The organism is Cutibacterium acnes, from assembly GCF_003030305.1.
GTDB classification, from domain to species: domain Bacteria; phylum Actinomycetota; class Actinomycetes; order Propionibacteriales; family Propionibacteriaceae; genus Cutibacterium; species Cutibacterium acnes.
The window spans coordinates 741,588-759,922 of sequence record NZ_CP023676.1 but is presented as its reverse complement, the minus strand read 5'-3'; the positions used below and the strand labels follow the sequence as shown (position 1 = coordinate 759,922).

Sequence of the window (18,335 nt, the reverse complement as noted above, 5' to 3'; positions counted from 1 at the left end):
GAATGAGAGGAATCCTCGTGGCCAACAGCACCCAGCTGCCCATCCGCCCGCGTCCCGACCTCAAGGTGTCGCGAAATGCCAACGGCGCCGACGTCGTGATTGCCGGTCTGGTCGAGGGTTCCCAAGGCCCCACCGTCCAGGGGCTGGCACCGCGCGCTGTCAAAGAAGCTGAAGAGACCTTCGGCGCCCCGCTCGTCGAAGTGGCCATTCGGGCCGGCGGATCTACCAAAATTGGTTCCACCGTGGTGCTGCCATGGTTTGGAAACAGCCTCGTTCTGGTTGGCTGCGGAGCTGAGGGATTCGATGGTGAGTCCCTGCGCAAGGCTGCCGGTTCGGGCGCTCGTGCCGCCGCTGACTTATCACACGGCAGCAGCCTCAAAGTAGCCGTTGACATGGGGACAGTCTCGGCCGAGCAGGTTCGAATCGCCGCCGAGGGGGCCTTACTCGGCTGCTACAAGGTGCCGACCATTACCGCAACCTCGAATGAGCCCGAGATCTCGACCGTCACGATAGTGTCCAATGCCCGTGGCGCTAAGCCCGAGCTCAACAAAGCCCGTATCCTTGCTGATGCCGTCTACACCGCCCGCGACTGGGTGGACGCTCCAGCCAACTTGCTCTACCCGAAGACTTTCGCCGCCTCGGTGCAATCCTGGTGCAACAACCTCTCGGACGTCACCGTCGACGTGCTCGACGAGAAAGCCCTGGGGCGTGGTGGCTTCGGCGGCATCCTCGCGGTAGGTGGAGGCTCAGCTCACTCCCCACGTCTGGTCCGCGTGGAATACGCCCCGGAAGGATCCACCACCACGCTGGCTCTAGTGGGCAAGGGCATTACCTTCGACTCTGGCGGCCTCAATATCAAGACTGCTGCCAATATGTACACCATGAAGTGCGATATGGGCGGTGCTGCTGCGGTACTCGCCGCTATCGGCGCGATTGCCCGCCTCGGGCTCAACGTTCGCGTGGTTGCTTACGGGTGTTTGGCAGAGAATATGCCGTCTGGATCAGGGTGGCGCCCCTCTGACGTCGTCACTATGTACGACGGGACAACAGTCGAGAATGGCAACTCCGACGCCGAGGGACGCATCGTGATGGCCGACGGCCTGGCCCGCGCGTGTGAGGACAACCCTGACTTCATCGTCGACATTTCCACCCTGACCGGCGCCTGCATGGTCGCTCTCGGTAACCACACCGCAGGTGTCATGACCTCGGGGGCCCAGGCAGCAGACACCTTGCTGGACGCTTCCGAGGCTGCCGGCGAGGACTTCTGGGAGCTTCCGATTACCGACGAGGTTCGCGAAGGCCTGCATTCTGACATTGCCGACGTCAAGTCCTCCGGCGCTCGCGAAGGCGGCGCGATGCTCGCTGCAGCTTTTCTGCAACGTTTCGTGACCCCAGGCATCGACTGGGCCCATCTCGACATCGCCGGCCCGGCGTACAACGAGGCCTCGGCCCATGACTACACCCCGATTCAAGGAACCGGGTTCGGAGTGCGCACTCTGGTCCAGCTCGCCGCACATATGGCTGGCTGATCATAAATATCACCACTGGGGGCAGGGGTTATAGACCCTTGCCCCTTGCCGTATTCGGATGACATTTTCTGAATCCAAAAATGGGACCAACTGCACATTTGGCCACAGTCAAGCTAGGCTTGCCACGAATCCGTCGCGGCTTGCAAAGGAGCTCCAACACATGTCGACCGAAGTCACTCTTCCTGCACTGGGCGAGTCCGTCACCGAAGGCACCGTGTCCCGCTGGCTCAAGGCTGTCGGAGACACCGTCGAGGCCGACGAACCCTTACTTGAGGTGTCCACCGACAAGGTCGATACCGAAGTCCCCTCCCCCGCCTCCGGCACCCTACTTGAGATCAAGGTCCCCGAAGACGAAGACGCCGAAGTCGGCGCCGTCCTAGCCATCATCGGCGACCCCTCCGAGTCGGGCTCTGCGCCTGCTGAGGCCCCCAGTGGCAATAATGAAGCTGCCGAACCGCAGCCCGAACCTGAGCCGGCTGCCGAGCGGAAGCCGGCTCCTTCCGGTGGTTCCGCTCAGGGAGTTGAGGTCACCCTGCCGGCTCTGGGCGAGTCCGTCACCGAAGGCACCGTGTCCCGCTGGCTCAAGGCTGTCGGAGACACCGTCGAGGCCGACGAACCCTTACTTGAGGTGTCCACCGACAAGGTCGATACCGAAGTCCCCTCCCCCGCCTCCGGCACCCTACTTGAGATCAAGGTCCCCGAAGACGAAGACGCCGAGGTCGGCGCCGTCCTAGCCATCATCGGCGACCCCTCTGCTGTCGAGTCGGCCCCTGCGCCTGCTAAGCCGACGGCTGAGCCCGCGGAAAAGGCCAAACCTGAGCCGGTGAAGAGCGAGGCCGAGGAGGCACCGGCGCCGGCCGCGCCGAAGCCCGCCGAGGCTCCCAAACCCGCCGGGACCAATGAGGTCGCCCCACGCGCCACCAATCCGTCGTCGGACGTCTACGTCACCCCGCTAGTCCGCAAGCTCGCCCGGGAGAACAACGTCGACCTGTCGACGATCACCGGAACTGGTGTCGGGGGTCGTATTCGCAAGCAAGACGTACTAGCTGCAGCCGGTAAGTCTGGAGAAGCTCCCTCAGCTCCTCAGGCACCGGCTGCCGCCCCTGCCCCGGCTGCTCCGAAACCGGCTGGTTCAGCCCGTAAAGCCTCCCAGGAAGTCTCTCCGGAAGCTGCCGCTCTGCGCGGCACCACCGAGAAGATGAGCCGTCTACGCAAGGTCATCGCCTCGCGGATGGTTGAGTCCCTGCAGATCTCGGCTCAGTTGACGGCCACCGTCGAGGTGGACATGACCGCTATCTCCCGCATCCGCAACGCTGAGAAGGCTGCTTTCAAGGCCCGCGAGGGAGTCGGTCTGTCCTACTTGCCTTTCATTACCAAGGCCGTCGTTGAAGCCCTCAAGGCCAATCCGACCTTCAACGCAAATATCGACACCGAGGCGGGGACGATTACCTACGGTTCTTCTGAGAACATCGGCATCGCCGTTGATACCCCGCGCGGGCTGCTGGTTCCGGTCATCAAGAACGCTGGTGATCTCAATATCGCTGGGCTGGCCCACCAGATTGGCGATCTCGCTGCCCGCACCCGCGACAACAAGGTGACCCCTGACGAGCTGTCCGGCGGCACCTTCACCATCACCAACTATGGCTCGGCTGGAGCCCTCTTCGACACCCCGATCGTCAACCAGCCCGAGGTCGCCATCCTCGGCACCGGTGCTCTGGTTAAGCGCCCGGTCGTCGTCACCAACGAGTTCGGCGAGGATACCATCGCAGTCCGCGACATGATGTACCTCTCGCTGTCCTACGATCACCGGCTCATTGACGGCGCTGTGGCGGCTCGCTTCCTATCGGGCATCAAGGCTCGTCTGGAGGAGGGCGACTTCGCCGGAGAGTTCTGACCTTTGGAGACTAAGAAGAACGCGAGCCCGGGAAACTGAATACCCAGGGCAAGCCCGAGGCGGTGGGATCGATCCCACCGCCTCGCCATTTATGCCCGCCCCTTGCGAATGCTGCTCGGACTCGGCCGCTACGTCACCTCATTGCATGGCCGACACTATGATCGCAAGATGTGATGCAACAGGACCCTCCCACATCTCAGCCCCACACTCCACAGATAGTTGACGGGGTGAAGCCCCGCGGCTGGGTTGATCATCCCGCCGGACTACACTTCGAGTACCTGGGGATTGCAGATAGCCGTCCCACCCGCACTGAATACAACGAGTGCTGGGCGCATCAGCGCGAGGTGCACGCTGAGGTGTCCGCCCACCAGCGCCCCAACACAGTCATTTACGTCGAACATGATCCCGTCTACACAGCCGGACGACGCACCCGCAAGGAGGCTTATCCTTTCGACGGCACCCCGGTCGTTCCGGTGGACCGGGGCGGTGAAATCACCTGGCATGGCCCTGGTCAGCTTGTCGGCTACCCGATTGTCTTCTTGCAGCGCGGTATCGGCGTTGTCGATTATGTGCGCCGAGTAGAGGAAGCCGTTATCCGGCTCGTTTCCCAATACGGATTGCGTGCCGGGCGCGTCCCTGGACGAACCGGAGTGTGGTTCCCGTCCGATGGAATGGGACCCGAGCGAAAAGTGTGCGCCATCGGCATCCGCGTGTCTCGACAGACAGCGATGCACGGTTTCGCCCTCAACATCGACCCCGACACTGCTGGCTTCGACAACATTATTCCGTGCGGCATCTCCGACGCCGACGTGACCAGCATGGCACGCGAACTAAGACGTCTGTACGGCCCCGACGCCGAGGTCCCCTCTCTGCTAGAGGTGGCTGGCAACCTCGAGCCCATCCTCACTGAGATGATGTCGTTTCAGCCGTATGAGATGAGCCCAGACATTCCGCGTCGGGAGCACCCGGCGTTCCTGCATCCCATGTCATGATCCTGTCCGTTCCCTCGGCTACAGTTCCCTCTACCCTGCCCCAAAGGAGATGTCGGTGACGTATCCCAGCCACGCCCGCACCACTGGACCGCTGTTAGCGGCCACAGGTGTCGCCATGGCCATCGTCGCCGCGGTGATTGGACGACTCCGTCCCCTGGAACCTCGTCTGCTGGGCAGGGAGAATCCAGACACCCTCACTAGCGTCCTGCATGCCGTCGTCGAAACCCTGTTTTGGACAGCCCTGGTGTGGACGCTAACAGAGCTTGTTCGCGCCACCTTGTGCTCGCCGCATCGGGATGTCGTCGATTCCACCCGCACCCGCGGACGCCGGGCATGGTTAGCCGCACAGATGTGGGTTGCACTGGCCCTGCTCATGATCCCCCTGGAATCCGCTGATTCCGCCGGTTTGACCGTCGAGCAGGCGTTCCTCGATCTCCCGACCTACATCACCTCAACCCCATCTGTAGCGGCTTGGCTCGTCGTCGCAGTCTTGGGGCTGCTGGTCGGCCTGCTTGCTCTACTGAGCACCCATCTCGGCGGCCTCGTAGTGGCAAGCTTAATGACGGTCCTGGCCGCATTGCCGGTTCCCGTCACCGGGGCAATTTCGGTGGGCCTTAACCACGATTTCGCCACCGACTCCGGAGCTCTGGCCACCATCGGCATGACAGTCGCCGCTGCTTGCGTTCTGGTCGAGGTCCTTGACGGCCCGCGCCCTGCCCTCACCAACCGTCTTATCTGGAAGCAACGCATCGGCGCCGCCGTAGCCCTTGCTGGAGGCATTATTGTCACCTGGCAAGGTCAGGCTGAGCGTTCCTGGGGCTCTGACCGATGGGGCGTGGCCCGCATCATCGTGCTCGTCGCTACAGCTATCTGGGTCGTCATCACCTGGCTGCCACGTACCAGGATGCTGAGCTGGCTCGGGGTGACGATGGTGGCGATCGTGCTGATTGTGACGGGAGCATCAAATCAGCTCATACCACCGCGCTACCTCATTGGTCAAACCCCGGCTGTCAATTACCTCGGTTATGAACTACCACCGGCACCCACAGCCGCCATCCTGCTGGCTCCCGGCCGTCCCAACATCGGTTTCTGGACTCTGTCAGTCCTCGGAATTGTTGGCTATTACGTCGCTGTTAGGACCCTCAAGCGTCGTGGCGAAGCCTGGTCTGGGGCACGTATAGGCTCATGGATCGGGGCTTGGGTCGTGGTGATATATCTTGCCAGCACCGGGCTGTGGGAATACTCCTCAATGCAGTTCAGCTGGCACATGCTCGTTCATATGACCTTCAACATGCTGGTTCCGGCCCTACTGGTGCTGGGAGCGCCAATCACCCTCCTAAGACGGGTATTGCGTTCCGGAGACCAGATCAACGATGGTTTCAACGGACCCCATGACTGCCTCATGGCGACGCTGGAATGGCGTCCCACAAAGATCCTATTCGGCCCCTTCGCCGCATGGATCGTCTTTATTGCCAGCTTCTACGTCGTCTATTTCACCCCGATATTCGACTACCTCATGCGCTACCATTGGGGACACCAGTGGATGCTGCTGCATTTCCTCATGGCCGGGTTCATGCTGTTTGAATACGTCATTGGCTTGGACGATCTACCAGTGTCACTGCCCCACATCGGCCGATTGGGGTTCGTTATTACTGCAATGCCTTTCCACTCGTTCTTCGCCGTCATCACGATGAATGCCCACCAGATCATCGGCAAGGATTTTTACGAGGCACTATCTATTCCGTGGGTTCCCAATCTGCATGACGACCAGAACCTCGGTGGCCAGATCACCTGGGCCACCGGCGAGATCCCGATGGCGCTGGTCCTCATCGCGCTGTGCGTGCAGTGGTTCATCTCGGACTGTCGCGACCAGCGGCGGGTCGATGCTTCTGAGGACGCCGGCCTTGATGAGTCCCTGGCCGCCTACAACGACATGCTCGCCCGAATGGCTGGTCAGGAGATCAAGCCGCACGATCCAGGGACCAAGTCATGAGCACGGCCGCAATGAGTCCCCCTGACGAGGAGCAAACCGTCCTACATCCGCCGGTGCAGTTGCAAATCAGCGGGATGACCTGCGCTGCGTGCGCCACAACGATCGAGAAAAGGCTGTCCCGCATTGACGGGGTGCACGCGAGTGTCAATTTCGCCTCTGAGCGGGCGACGGTAACTGGCATGGGCGTCAAGGATGCGATAGCCGCTGTCAAGGATGCCGGCTACACCGCAGCCCTGCTCTCCGACATCGATCTAGCAGCCGAGGCAGAGCGCCGCATCACCATGTTAAGGCGCCGCCTCATTGTGGCCGTGCTCCTGACCTTGCCCCTCATGGACATCGGCCTGGTCTTAGCTTTGGAACCACAATTACGTTTCCCCGCGTGGGACTGGCTACTCGTCTCCCTCTCCCTGCCGGTGGTTTTCTGGTCAGCGTGGCCATTCCACAAGGCAACATGGACGAATTTGCGCCACGGTGTGACCTCCATGGATACCCTAGTTTCACTAGGGGTTTTATCCTCTTTCGGATGGTCGTTCATCTCCATCCTCATTGGAGCTCAGGACCACGAGAGGTATTGGCTGGGCTACGGCATCACCCCGGCGGGGGCTGACACCCTTTACCTTGACGTCGCCGCCGGGGTGACCTGTTTTCTGCTAGCCGGACGCTACTTTGAAGCCCGCGCCAAGAGGTCGGCACGGTCTGTGCTAACAGCTTTGAGGCAGCTGGCTGCCAAGAATGCGCGGGTGTTGCGTAACGGAATCGAGACCGTCGTTCCCGTTGAGCAGCTACACCAGAGTGACCTCTTCATTACCTTGGCCGGAGAGACTTTGGCCGCCGATGGGGAGGTTATCGAGGGGTCTTCCAGTATCGATACGTCGATGATGACCGGCGAACCGATGCCCGCCGACGTAACTGTAGGGTCAGCGGTGCTCGGCGGAACGATGAACCTTACCGGGCGGATCGTGGCCAGAGCTACCGGAGTCGGTGACCACAGTCAGCTCGCCCGCATGGCGGTGTTAGCCGAGGAGGCCCAAGCTCGCAAAGCCAACGTCCAGCGTCTGGTGGACAAGGTCGTCGAGATCTTTGTGCCAGCTGTTCTTGCCATCGTCGTCTTGACCTTCTTCGGTTGGTGGATCGCCGGGGCAGGAACCCGGCATGCCCTCTCGGCAGGCCTCTCGGTGCTTGTCATAGCCTGCCCGTGCGCCCTGGGTTTAGCGACGCCGACTGCCCTCATGGTTGGGGTTGGCCGAGGTGGTCAGCTGGGCATCCTCATTAAGGGGCCAGAAGCTCTGGAGGCGTCCGGTCGCATTGATACCGTGGTCTTTGATAAAACTGGTACTGCCACCAGCGGGGAGATGACTCTCGTCGCGACGCTCCCTGCCAACGGGCAGGACGTCGATCGCGCCCACCGTTACGCCGCCGCCCTGGACCAACACTCCACCCACCCGGTGGCCAAAGCTGTGGTAGCAGCTGTCAAAGGCACCATTCCAGCGTGCCCCAGCCCGCGCACCCTCGCTGGACGAGGCGCCAGTGGCGAGGTTGAGGGGCATCGTGTCATGGTTGGCAACCCTGCCTTTCTCACGGAGGCAGAGATCAAGATTCCCGCCGAGCTGAGCCACACCGTTGAGAAAGCAGCCGAAACAGGCCGTTCCGCCGTTCTGGTAGCGATCGACGGTCAGGCCGCAGCTGCCCTTGTCGTCGCCGACACCGTCAAACCCGAGGCCTCGGAAGTCATCGCCCAGCTCAAAGATATGGGGCTACGAACAGTTCTCCTCACTGGTGATTCGAAAGCCGCCGCAGAAGCCGTCGGAACACAACTTGGCACCGACGAGGTCCTGGCCGAGGTCCTACCCACCGACAAAGCCGGGGTCGTTGAGAGACTTCGCTCTGAAAGCCGCGTGGTAGCCATGGTAGGCGACGGCATCAACGACGCCGCTGCCTTGGCAAGCTCCGATCTTGGCATGGCGCTGGTCACCGGCACTGATATCGCGATGCGCAGCGCCGACATCATCTGCGTACGCCACCATCTCGGGGTCGTCCCGGACGCCATTGGGTTGTCGAGACGCACTCTAAGGACCATCCGCGGCAACCTTGCATGGGCTTTCATCTACAACATTGCAGCGATCCCGATCGCGGCCGCCGGTTTCCTGAACCCGCTGATATCTGGGCTTGCCATGAGCCTTTCGAGCCTCTTCGTCGTCACCCATTCCCTGAGACTTCGCAACTTCGGCACGCGCAGTTAAACTGGCCGGCGTGAGTGTCGAAGCAGACGGTAGGAAGCTCCTCCGAGTCGAGGTCAAGAATTCTCAGACGCCCATCGAGAACAAACCCCACTGGATCAAGACTCGGGCCACAATGGGTCCGGAGTACCGCGACATGCGTCGCCGGATGATCGACGGAGATCTGCACACCGTGTGTCAAGAGGCTGGCTGCCCCAATATTTTCGAGTGTTGGGAGGATCGCGAGGCCACTTTCCTCATCGGCGGCGACCACTGCACCCGCCGTTGTGACTTCTGTCAGATCGAGTCGGCCAAGCCGGAAGGCTACGACAAAGACGAGCCGCGTCGCGTCGCAGAGTCCGTCAAGCAGATGGGGCTGCGCTACGCTACCGTGACGTCGGTATGCCGAGACGACCTCGAGGACGAGGGTGCCTGGTTATGCGCCGAGACGATTCGTCAAATCCACCAGGTAACTCCCGGCGTCGGCGTCGAGATGTTGGCCCAAGATTTTTCCGGCAAACAGGACCTGCTCGACATCGTCTTCGAAGCGCGCCCGGAGGTCTTCGGTCACAACCTTGAGACAGTCCCCCGCATCTTCAAGCGCATTCGACCCGGATTCCGCTACGACCGTTCTTTGGCCGTCCTGGACTCTGCACATGAGGCCGGTCTGATCACCAAGTCAAATCTCATTCTTGGCATGGGCGAAACCCGTGAAGAAATCTCACAGGCCATGCGGGCACTCCATGACGCCAACACCGACCTGCTGACGATCACCCAGTACCTGCGCCCGAACTCCTACCTACACCCCATCGACCGTTGGGTGACGCCTCAGGAGTTCGATGAGTTAGCCGAAGAGGCCCGCGAGATTGGATTTGTCGGTGTGATGAGCGGACCGCTTGTGCGATCCTCCTACCGGGCTGGCCGCCTCTATCGGCAGGCTATGGAAGCTCGCGGCGAGCGTCCGGTGACGATCGTCACCGGGTACCGCGACGGTGCGAAACCTGCACCATTCGCGGCCAAGGAGTGACGGTGCGACCTCCTAGAGCTGGGACGCACGTCGAACGGCTCGCATGAGGTGGGGCCGCCCCTGCATCAAAAAGACACAACATCGAATAGCCAACGCTTCAATATCGCCGGGAACACGTCATCGCAGAACTCTTCCGGTCACGGCGGACATCGTCTACTACGCAGGTCCCGCTCGGGTGTGCGGTTGTCGATGTGAGTCGAGCCGCAGGACGACCGTATCCGACACAGATACATCACTGTCAACGATCCCGGACATCCAACGTTCCCTCTTGACCAGGACAGCCACATCAAGGAAGGCACCCATGAGCCTCAGTGGAATTGAGAAGTATTCTCAATTCGTCGATATCATCGACGCAACCAACATCATCAGAGTGGAGATGAACAGTGACGACGACAGCTATGAATTCTCCCATAAACCTCCTTACTGATTCCGTCGTAGGCCTGCATATACCATCACCACGGAGAGCACGGCAGCGGCTCATCAGGTGAATTGACCCGCTCGAGAGTGTCAATCATTCCTTTAAAACATCAACTTGGCCACGAAAAATAGTTTTCTTATTTCCATAGCATTATACTGACACACCTGCCCTTTTCCACGCCCACCACCTTGGAATACATGCACATCCTGATACCCAACCCCGACCCAATCATTCCCTCTTTTTACCCACAACCGAACACGGGCCCCGGCTTTCCGCTCCTTAACGGACTCCGACTCCACCATCCGCATACACCCCAGCCATAGGCCTAGAAGCGCACCCGCAGCAAACACTTTGATCGAACCACTCTCCATCAGGAGCAGCATGACCACCATGCAAACCAGCAAACCCATACGCCCTCACATTGAAGATGCGTACTGAAATCCCAACCAACGTCAATCAACCACATTGACTCAATCAGCGATAGCCGTATGAACTGTTTCATTGACTCAACTTGACCGATTCAGTGCCATGCAAACACGTGATGATGAAGCTAACCTGGACACGCATCCGACACCCGATCAGGGGGTATTATTCCTGAAGACCAAATGCTCCACACTGGGATGAACTCAACCATATCGTGGGCACCTCAGAGCAGATCCCCAGAAAGGCACTTTCACCAGTTCTTGACCTCCAAGATTACAGAACGGAAGATCTCGAATTGCCCGCGCATTAACTTCATATTCGGTGTATTGGGCATACCATCTGGTCACGCCTGCAACAAGCCTAGACGGGTCTATGCACCGTCGTAGCCATACACCACACGGGCCCCTGTCGGAATGACGCACGCCTGATCACAGCTCCAACAAATGTTGGCGGCGTACACGCCGTTCACCACACCGACCCCCATCCAAAATATCCGATACACTTCGCTTGCCTCGACCGGGGCATCCGCAACCAATAAACGGAGAACCTTTATGAAGAAGACCCATCTTGTAGCTCCCCTCCTTGTCGGCGCAATGCTCGTACCAGCGGCGCTGTCAGCTCCCAGTGCTCATGCTGTCGAGCCGACGACGACCATCTCGGCGACCAGCACCCACGAGCTCTCGGCCAGTGACGCTCGCAATAGCATCCAGCTTCTGAACGCACATATTGCGACCCTTCAGTCAGTACAGAAATCCGTCCCCGGTTCTGACTACTCTGACCAGATCCGAGATCTTCTCAAGGCTGCCTTCGACCTGCGTGGCCTCATCGAGACCCTTGCCCATGGGGGGATCCCGTTCTACGACCCTTCGACGATCATGCCGAGGATCAAGTTGGTCGCCACCACTATTGACACCATTCACACTGCTACCACCACTCTCCAAAACAAGGTCAGCCCCGCCCACGTCGAACTCGGTCTCGAAGTCACCAAGGCCGTCCTGCTGACCGCTAACCCAGCGTCCACCGCCAAGGAACTCGACGCCGAGGGCGCCGCCCTCAAGGCTCGCCTGGAAAAGGTCTCGCAGTACCCCGACCTCACCCCGAATGACGTTGCCACTGTGTACGTACGCACCAACTTCAGTAAGACGATCTGGCAGGTGCGCGCCAACCGTGACCGGTACATCCTTGGTCACAAGAGCGCCGCAGTGTACAAGACGCTCAATCACGCGATCACCAAGGCCGTCGGCGTTCGACTGAACCCAAAGACGACCGTAGGGAATATCCAGGCTGCACGCACCGAGCTCCTTGCGGCCTATCAGACCGCATTCAACTCCCCCGATGTCAAGAAGGCTGCCTGAGTCAGAACGCACTCGCTAATTGACATCAACACTCGGTGCCTTGCCCGCCTGCGTGCGGGCAAGGCACCGAGTGCGCTGTGCAGAAGAAAATTGTCTTTACGCGAGGCGCCGTAACACACATCTTCTCTCCGAGGCGGTGCGCACCACTATCGCCACCCTCATCCCTCGGGAAAACTTACCGAGCGTTTCCGGTAGCGTCGCCGCACAGCTTCGGCAATGTCCATTCATTAGGGGGCGACAACCGTGACGATGCACCTTGATACCCGGGGTCACAACGACGTTCAACACCATGTCGAGATCCACGTGTACGTAGCCGTCGTCCAGACAGTTCATCGTCTCACGCGAGATCGCGGCATGATCAGCTACCACCGCCGTAAGCAGGCCAGCGCCTTGTACCAGGCGCCAGGCGCGCGTTAATCGACGTAATTCACCTGCACAGCGGAGTATACGGATCCGCCAACCATGAGTCATCATGTCAAGGACGTATGTACGCGGCATCGTAGCCTCCTACAGCCATGTATTCAGCACGATCTCAACTGGGTCGCAAAACCCACCCCGCAGAAATCGCACCAACAATCACGGATCACCGCCACCGATCATTTAGCGTGAGCGACCGGGAACATCGGCTTGCCAGCATATCGGCAACCACTTATCTTCAAAATGTTGGACGTCTAACGTACTTCCTGGATCAACGACGATTGGGGGCTCATGGCCAGCTCAGACGACATCATCACCATCAAGGAGATGGGTGACAAGAGACGATGGTGGCAGTACTTAGACGCCACCAAGTGGAAGCTCTTCATTGCAGCCCTTATTGGTGTCACCCTTGACGGCTACGACTTCGTGCTCATCACCTTGGCACTGCCAGAGATCAAGGCGGCCTTTGGCCTCACCCTGGTACAAAGCGCAGCGTTGGTGTCAGCAGCCTTCATCACACGGTGGCTGGGCGGACTAATCCTGGGCGGTGTTGGCGACAGGTTCGGACGCAAGCCAGCCATGATCATCGCAACCGTATTGTTCGCGATCGGCTCGCTCCTCATGGGATTTTCGCCGAACTTCATGTTCCTGTTCATTATGCGCATGGTCGTCGGCTTCGCGATGGCGGGAGAGTACGGGTCATCGGCAACATATGTCATCGAATCGTGGCACCCCCGAATCCGCGGCAAGGCATCGTCATTTCTGTTGTCAGGCTATGCGATAGGCGCCATCCTGGCCGTCCAGGTCGACAAGTACTTAGTCCCATGGGCCGACAGTTGGCATGCCGGATGGGGTTGGAGAGCCCTGTTCATCACCGGAATCGTGCCCATCGCAGTGGCACTGTACATGCGACGTCGCCTCCCCGAAGCTAGCGACTGGGAAACGGCAAAGTCACGCGAGCGGGAAAAATCGTCCGAATCACGTGACGCTTTCCAGGTGCTGTTCAGCGGAAGGCGCATGTCACTAAACATCACACTCGTCATCGCGGCAATGGCAGGTCTACTAGCCATCTTCGCCCTCAACATCCTGCCTTTCTGGGGCGTCCTCGCCGTGGCCATAGCCTGTGGCGCCATCTTCGTGTGTCTCATCGTGCAATTTGATCCTCGACGCTGGGTCATCGGCATCGGAATCATGATCGTTATCCTTTCTGCCTTCATGTATGGATGGCCCATCCTTGGACTCTTGCCTACATACCTCACGGGTGCAGGATATGCAGCTTCCACCGTCGCCAATCTGCTAACGATCGCACAATTCGGCAACATGATTGGTTACTTTGTCACAGGCTTCATGGGAGACTGGATAGGAATGCGAAAGTGGTACTTCACGAGCATTCTCATAGCGCAGATCATCGTGTTTCCGCTATTCTTTGCGGGAATTAAGTCGGCATGGCTCATTGGGCTTCTACTGTTCTTCAACCAGTTGTTCGGCCAAGGTGTTTCAGGGCTAGCCCCTCGGTGGGTGTCGAGCTATTTCCCCGTCGAGCAGCGAGCTGCCGGAGTGGGGTTCATCTACAATGTCGGAGCTCTCGGCGGTGCAATTGGACCATTTGTGGGCGCCTCGCTGGCTAAGAGCCACGGTCTGGGATCGGCTCTAGGGGTGTTGTCCGTGGGCTTCGGCCTGATTGTTGTCCTTGGCGTTAGGCTGAATCTGCCACGCAAGCTACAGGCTCTCGTCAACCCAGAGGCCGTCCGGCCCGAGGACGGAGATGACCGGTACATCAACAGCGTCGACCTTTCGAGCGAGTTTGCATCCAGCGAGTGCTAAATCGGCAGCCAGAACACATATTCATATTCTCCAGCCAGAACGAGTCAGGGAAGCCACGAGGAGACGTCAATCATGACTATTACTGATACTTATACCGAGGAATTGGCGATTGACCTTACTGGGAGCGCCTTGCTGCCGGCCCGAAAGGGCATGGACGTGCAACGAATCGACGGCGAGGACGGCTCACTTCTCGTGGAATTCAGCGCGACGTCCTCCGGATGCCTGTTCGAGCTTGTCGGAAAGAACGGACGGTTATCAGTCGATGTGGATGAAGACCGCTTGCTTGGCCGTATAGATCTGAACGGAGAATCTCGCAGTCTCGACGCCGAGGATGCGCTGGGCATGGCAGATGGCACGATTCACTCCGTCGGACTCACCGCCGATGAAACTGGGACGCATTTGTTTGCAGACGGTTACGAAACATTCTCCGCCACATTGCGGGTATGGTGCCAGGATCTGGGAGCAACCAATATTGTCATCAATCCGTCGGGCGTCCTCGACGTACGGCGATTCAAGATGTGGAACTCAGCCCTGTCCTTGCAAGCTATGGCGGCCAAGGCGCCGACGGCAACACCGTTCGTCGAGTTCGCTGGTTCTGAGCTGTCGGCCCGCGACGCACGCCGTATCGGAGAACTCGCTCATGGCGCGCTCCGAGCAAGGACCCGCCTTCGTGGCAAAGGCCAGGGTGGAACCGTCCTCGCAGCCCAAGGGAGCGCCGGTGAACTGTCCTTCGAGATCGTCAACGGCGACCTGCTCCTGCACGTGGAAGTGGACGATGAACCCATCGCCCACGTGCGCGCTCCAGGCAAGTGGGACGACGGAAACTGGCATGACCTGGTAGCAATCAGTGGCCGGGGTGCCATTGATCTCTATGTTGACGGTTTCCTCGTGGCTCACGAGCCTGGTGAGGCATTCTTTGCCGATCTTGGCAAGGTGGAAAGGGTGACCGTCGGGAAGGACCTCGAAGGAGCACGGCTATTCGGGGAAGCGCAGACGGCGTCCATCTTCAGCAGTGCGCTAACCGACGCCCAAGTCAAACGCCTAGCCAACGTGGCTCCTCTACGTACCCAAGCTCTCTTCGACACGGGATATCTGGGCTCGAAAAGTTACCGGATCCCATCGCTCATCAGACTTGATTCCGGAAGCTTCATCGCCGGGGCAGACCAACGTGTCAGCATTGCCAACGACAGCCCCAACGACATCAATTTCGTCATCCGTCGCAGCGAAGACGGTCGTCGGTGGGACGAGGCCCAGATAGTCCTCGAGTATCCCGGCGAGGGCGCCCTCGGAGCATCGGTTATCGACTCAGTTCTGTTCCAAGACCACAACTCGGGGCGCGTGTTCTGCTTGATCGACCAGTTCCCGGGTGGCGTGGGGCAGCCTAACGCCGAACCAGGGTCGGGCTTCGATGAGCAAGGTCGGCAGCTTCTGTTCGATCGCGATGCAACCGCCTACGTCATCGATGCAGAAGGCATCGTAACAACCGAGTCGGGGGAACCCACGGACTACACCGTTGACGAAACCGGAAACGTCTTCGCAGCCGGTGCCCCCGCCGGCAATATCCACTTGGCCACCGGAGTGGACCCCCACGAGTCCCTGCTGACCCTACGGACCTGCAACCTCATCCTCATCCACAGTGATGACGACGGACGGACATGGTCACGACCTATCAACCTGAACCCGGCTCTCAAGCAGCCTTGGATGCGGTTCCTCGGTACGTCACCGGGCAACGGAATTCAGTTGGAACACGGGACGCACCGAGGCCGACTCCTGGCACCGGTCTACTACAACCACGAGGAGGGAAAAACCTTTTCATGTGCCGCGGTGTACAGCGATGACGGGGGCCAGACATGGAACCTCGGTAAGTCACCGAATGACGAGCGCGAACTTTTCGGAAAGATCGTCAGTTCTCGAAATCTCAACGATGATCGCGGCTCGACCCATGAGTCAGCGTTAGTAGAAACCCCTGACGGGGTCGTGCACTCCTTCATGCGCAACCAACATCCCTCCGGACGGGTGGCGCACGCGGCCAGCGTCGACGGCGGCGAAACATGGGGCGAGGTGACGTTCGTCGAGCAACTGACCGAAATCTTCTCCCAGCCCAATGCCATTTCTGTCCGGGATGAGCTTGGAACCGAATCGGTGGTCTTTGCCAATGCGTCGATGATGCTCCCGTTCCGGGGTTGTGGTGTGCTGCGTCAAAGTTTCGACGGAGGCAAGACCTGGCCGCACAACCGCGTGCTCAACCCTCGCCATCATGTGTACCAATGCATGACTCAGCAAGACGAACAGACCCTGCTCGTATTGTGGGAACGGGAGTGGCAAGGCTTGTTCCTGACAGAGGTCCCGTTGTCATGGCTTACCACTTCGCGCAGCACGCTGGAGTGATTCACACAGCAACACCAGATATCGCCCATTCAATGTAATCACGCTACGGAAGACTTAACGTTTAGGGATTCAGCATGCACCAACGGATTTCACGCCGATCCGCATTAATCTCTGGCGGGGCAGCCTTATTCTTGAGTGTGACAGGGCAGTTCTCTGAACACTCTCCTGCACTTGCGACACAAGAGGCAGACGTACTCGAGGTGTTCAACAGAGAGAATTCGCCATCACATTTTTTCCGCATACCGTTCATGGTGTCTACGGCCAATGACACATTGGTCATAGGCTGCGATGCAAATCGCGCGACAACAGGCGACTCCGCCGACAATATCGATGCCCTGATTCGCAGAAAACCCAATGCATCCCGTTACTCAATCTCCGACGGTTGGGAAGCCCCGTCACTGATAAAACCATTGGAGATGCGAGATTATTCGAACAAGTATGGGTACGCCCCCGCATCATCCTCCGTCATCGACGGCGCCATCATCGAGGATTCAGTTCGACATCGACTGATGATCGTCATTGATCTCTGGGCCTGGAACGGCGGAGTATTCGAACACCTCAACGTCTCCCCAGATGGCTCCGTCAACGGTGGGCGCCCGCGAAAGTTCCCCCTGGGAGATGGCTTCGCCACCGTTGCCGGACGTGACATGCTCCTGCTCTCGACGCACAACGTCACAGGGGACGCCGACGGATTGAGGGGAAATATCAATCTGAACATCGACCGTTCCCAATTCGACCTCGTAGCTGACCTCGACGGCCCCCGCGACAAGCACGGTCGCATTCAGATTTATGAATTAATCGGTATACCTCGCCCGTACACCACCGCCGGAGTCGATGACTCAAATCTCGCTCTAGGACGACGATCAAGATACTCCTTGGACGACGGTTTCAACCTCTTCGAAGCAGGAATTCCTCTGTACGTGTTCCAGCACGGTTCAGCTCGCATCACTCCGATGCGCGTCTTCTACAAGGACTCGATCCTTCAGGTCTTCAACACCAATCACATCGTGGAGATCTACTCATATGACGATGGCCGAACTTGGAACATGGGAAAACTGGTGACACGGCAGTTCAGACCCGTAGATTCTCGATACACGCTCGTCGCACCAGGTCGGTCCATTCAAATCCGCGCAGGGGAACATGCCGGACGCATCGTCGTTCCGACTTACATGATGCTACCTGCAGGAATTTCGTGCACCACTGTATACACCGACGATGGTGGGGAAACGTGGCAGCGGGGAACCCCGATGCCAGCCACTATCGACCTCCACGAAAGCGCGATCACAGAGGTTCTACCCGGCGTATTGCGCAGCTTCAACCGACATTCCGCTTCTTCCGGTGGGAAGGTGCTGACCGCCGAGAGCGTGGATGGCGGCCATTCCTGGAGTACGCTGACTTCCGCGTTCGGCGACGACGACCAAGGCGTCGCATGCCAAGTCTCCGCGCTCATGCTGAAGCAAACCATCGCATCACCTACGACCGGGGAACAGCTCCCTGCGCTCATTGTCGTCTCAGCAGATGATCGCAGGCGTCGACATGGCATTGCCCATGTGGCAGTTGTCCATCGATCCTCGAGAACGTTCGGACCGCGCTCCGAACTTGAATGGGTGAGTCACGCCGACATCACGAGCCCACAGACCCTCTTCGCCTATTCCTCGATCGCCCAGTTGTCTGACGGACGTGTTCTCGTGCTCTTCGAATCGTCACCTACGGACTCGTGGGCGGACGGGCTCCAACGTATGTACCTGCAGGAACTGGCGTCCTGACACCATATCGATGGGCACCAGCATCGGCCATGCTCTACCGGCATGAAGGCCCCGTGTCGTTTTTGGACTCCAGTCCTTCCTTGCCTCACCTGC

Annotated in this window: 12 protein-coding genes; 10 read left to right on the top strand and 2 right to left on the bottom strand. The window is 59.3% G+C overall.

Annotated elements, in window-relative coordinates:
- The first annotated feature begins 2 nt into the window (after nt 1-2).
- The 6 genes from CPA42_RS03810 to lipA all read left to right on the top strand — a co-directional run bounded on the left by CPA42_RS03810 (nt 3) and on the right by lipA (nt 9,651).
- Nucleotides 3-1,529, top strand: a complete 1,527-nt coding sequence (locus CPA42_RS03810) for a leucyl aminopeptidase (protein WP_002519154.1) — start codon at nt 3-5, stop codon at nt 1,527-1,529.
- A 160-nt stretch (nt 1,530-1,689) separates the two neighbouring features.
- Nucleotides 1,690-3,423 (top strand): 2-oxoglutarate dehydrogenase, E2 component, dihydrolipoamide succinyltransferase, encoded by a 1,734-nt coding sequence (gene sucB / locus CPA42_RS03805; protein WP_002515282.1) that lies wholly within the window; start codon nt 1,690-1,692, stop codon nt 3,421-3,423.
- A gap of 173 nt (nt 3,424-3,596) precedes the next feature.
- Nucleotides 3,597-4,415, top strand: a complete 819-nt coding sequence (gene lipB / locus CPA42_RS03800; RefSeq protein WP_002515302.1) for a lipoyl(octanoyl) transferase LipB — start codon at nt 3,597-3,599, stop codon at nt 4,413-4,415.
- A 49-nt stretch (nt 4,416-4,464) separates the two neighbouring features.
- Nucleotides 4,465-6,408 (top strand): cytochrome c oxidase assembly protein, encoded by a 1,944-nt coding sequence (locus CPA42_RS03795; RefSeq protein WP_002519157.1) that lies wholly within the window; start codon nt 4,465-4,467, stop codon nt 6,406-6,408.
- The gene (locus CPA42_RS03790; RefSeq protein ID WP_002519158.1) at nt 6,405-8,648 is read left to right on the top strand and encodes a heavy metal translocating P-type ATPase; all 2,244 of its coding nucleotides are present in this window, start codon (nt 6,405-6,407) and stop codon (nt 8,646-8,648) included. The genes CPA42_RS03795 and CPA42_RS03790 overlap by 4 nt, the downstream gene beginning before the upstream one ends.
- 10 nt (nt 8,649-8,658) lie before the next feature.
- A complete protein-coding gene (gene lipA, locus CPA42_RS03785; RefSeq protein ID WP_002515263.1) occupies nt 8,659-9,651 on the top strand; it encodes a lipoyl synthase in 993 nt (330 codons plus the stop codon).
- 519 nt (nt 9,652-10,170) lie between these two features.
- Here lipA and CPA42_RS03780 read toward each other — a convergent pair.
- A complete protein-coding gene (locus CPA42_RS03780) occupies nt 10,171-10,479 on the bottom strand; it encodes a hypothetical protein (RefSeq protein ID WP_002519161.1) in 309 nt (102 codons plus the stop codon).
- A gap of 564 nt (nt 10,480-11,043) precedes the next feature.
- Between CPA42_RS03780 and camp2 the strand changes: the two genes are divergently transcribed.
- Nucleotides 11,044-11,847, top strand: coding sequence for a CAMP factor pore-forming toxin 2 (gene camp2, locus CPA42_RS03765; protein WP_002515256.1), 804 nt, complete (start codon nt 11,044-11,046; stop codon nt 11,845-11,847).
- A gap of 96 nt (nt 11,848-11,943) precedes the next feature.
- On the opposite strand, the gene CPA42_RS03760 is transcribed toward camp2, so the two are convergent.
- Nucleotides 11,944-12,345: a hypothetical protein gene (locus CPA42_RS03760; RefSeq protein WP_002519163.1), complete on the bottom strand. Its 402-nt coding sequence runs from the start codon at nt 12,343-12,345 to the stop codon at nt 11,944-11,946.
- Between the two features lie 210 nt (nt 12,346-12,555).
- Here CPA42_RS03760 and CPA42_RS03755 point away from each other — a divergent pair, with 210 nt between their 5' ends.
- From CPA42_RS03755 to CPA42_RS03745, 3 genes are all read left to right on the top strand, one after another.
- The gene (locus CPA42_RS03755; protein ID WP_002515257.1) at nt 12,556-14,088 is read left to right on the top strand and encodes an MFS transporter; all 1,533 of its coding nucleotides are present in this window, start codon (nt 12,556-12,558) and stop codon (nt 14,086-14,088) included.
- 72 nt (nt 14,089-14,160) lie between these two features.
- Nucleotides 14,161-16,476 carry a sialidase family protein gene (locus CPA42_RS03750; RefSeq protein WP_002515306.1) on the top strand — a complete coding sequence of 772 codons (2,316 nt, stop codon included), beginning with the start codon at nt 14,161-14,163 and terminating at the stop codon, nt 16,474-16,476.
- Nucleotides 16,477-16,724: 248 nt separating this feature from the next.
- Complete coding sequence (locus CPA42_RS03745) at nt 16,725-18,242, top strand: exo-alpha-sialidase (RefSeq protein WP_002519164.1); 1,518 nt, start codon at nt 16,725-16,727, stop codon at nt 18,240-18,242.
- The last annotated feature ends 93 nt before the right edge of the window (nt 18,243-18,335 follow it).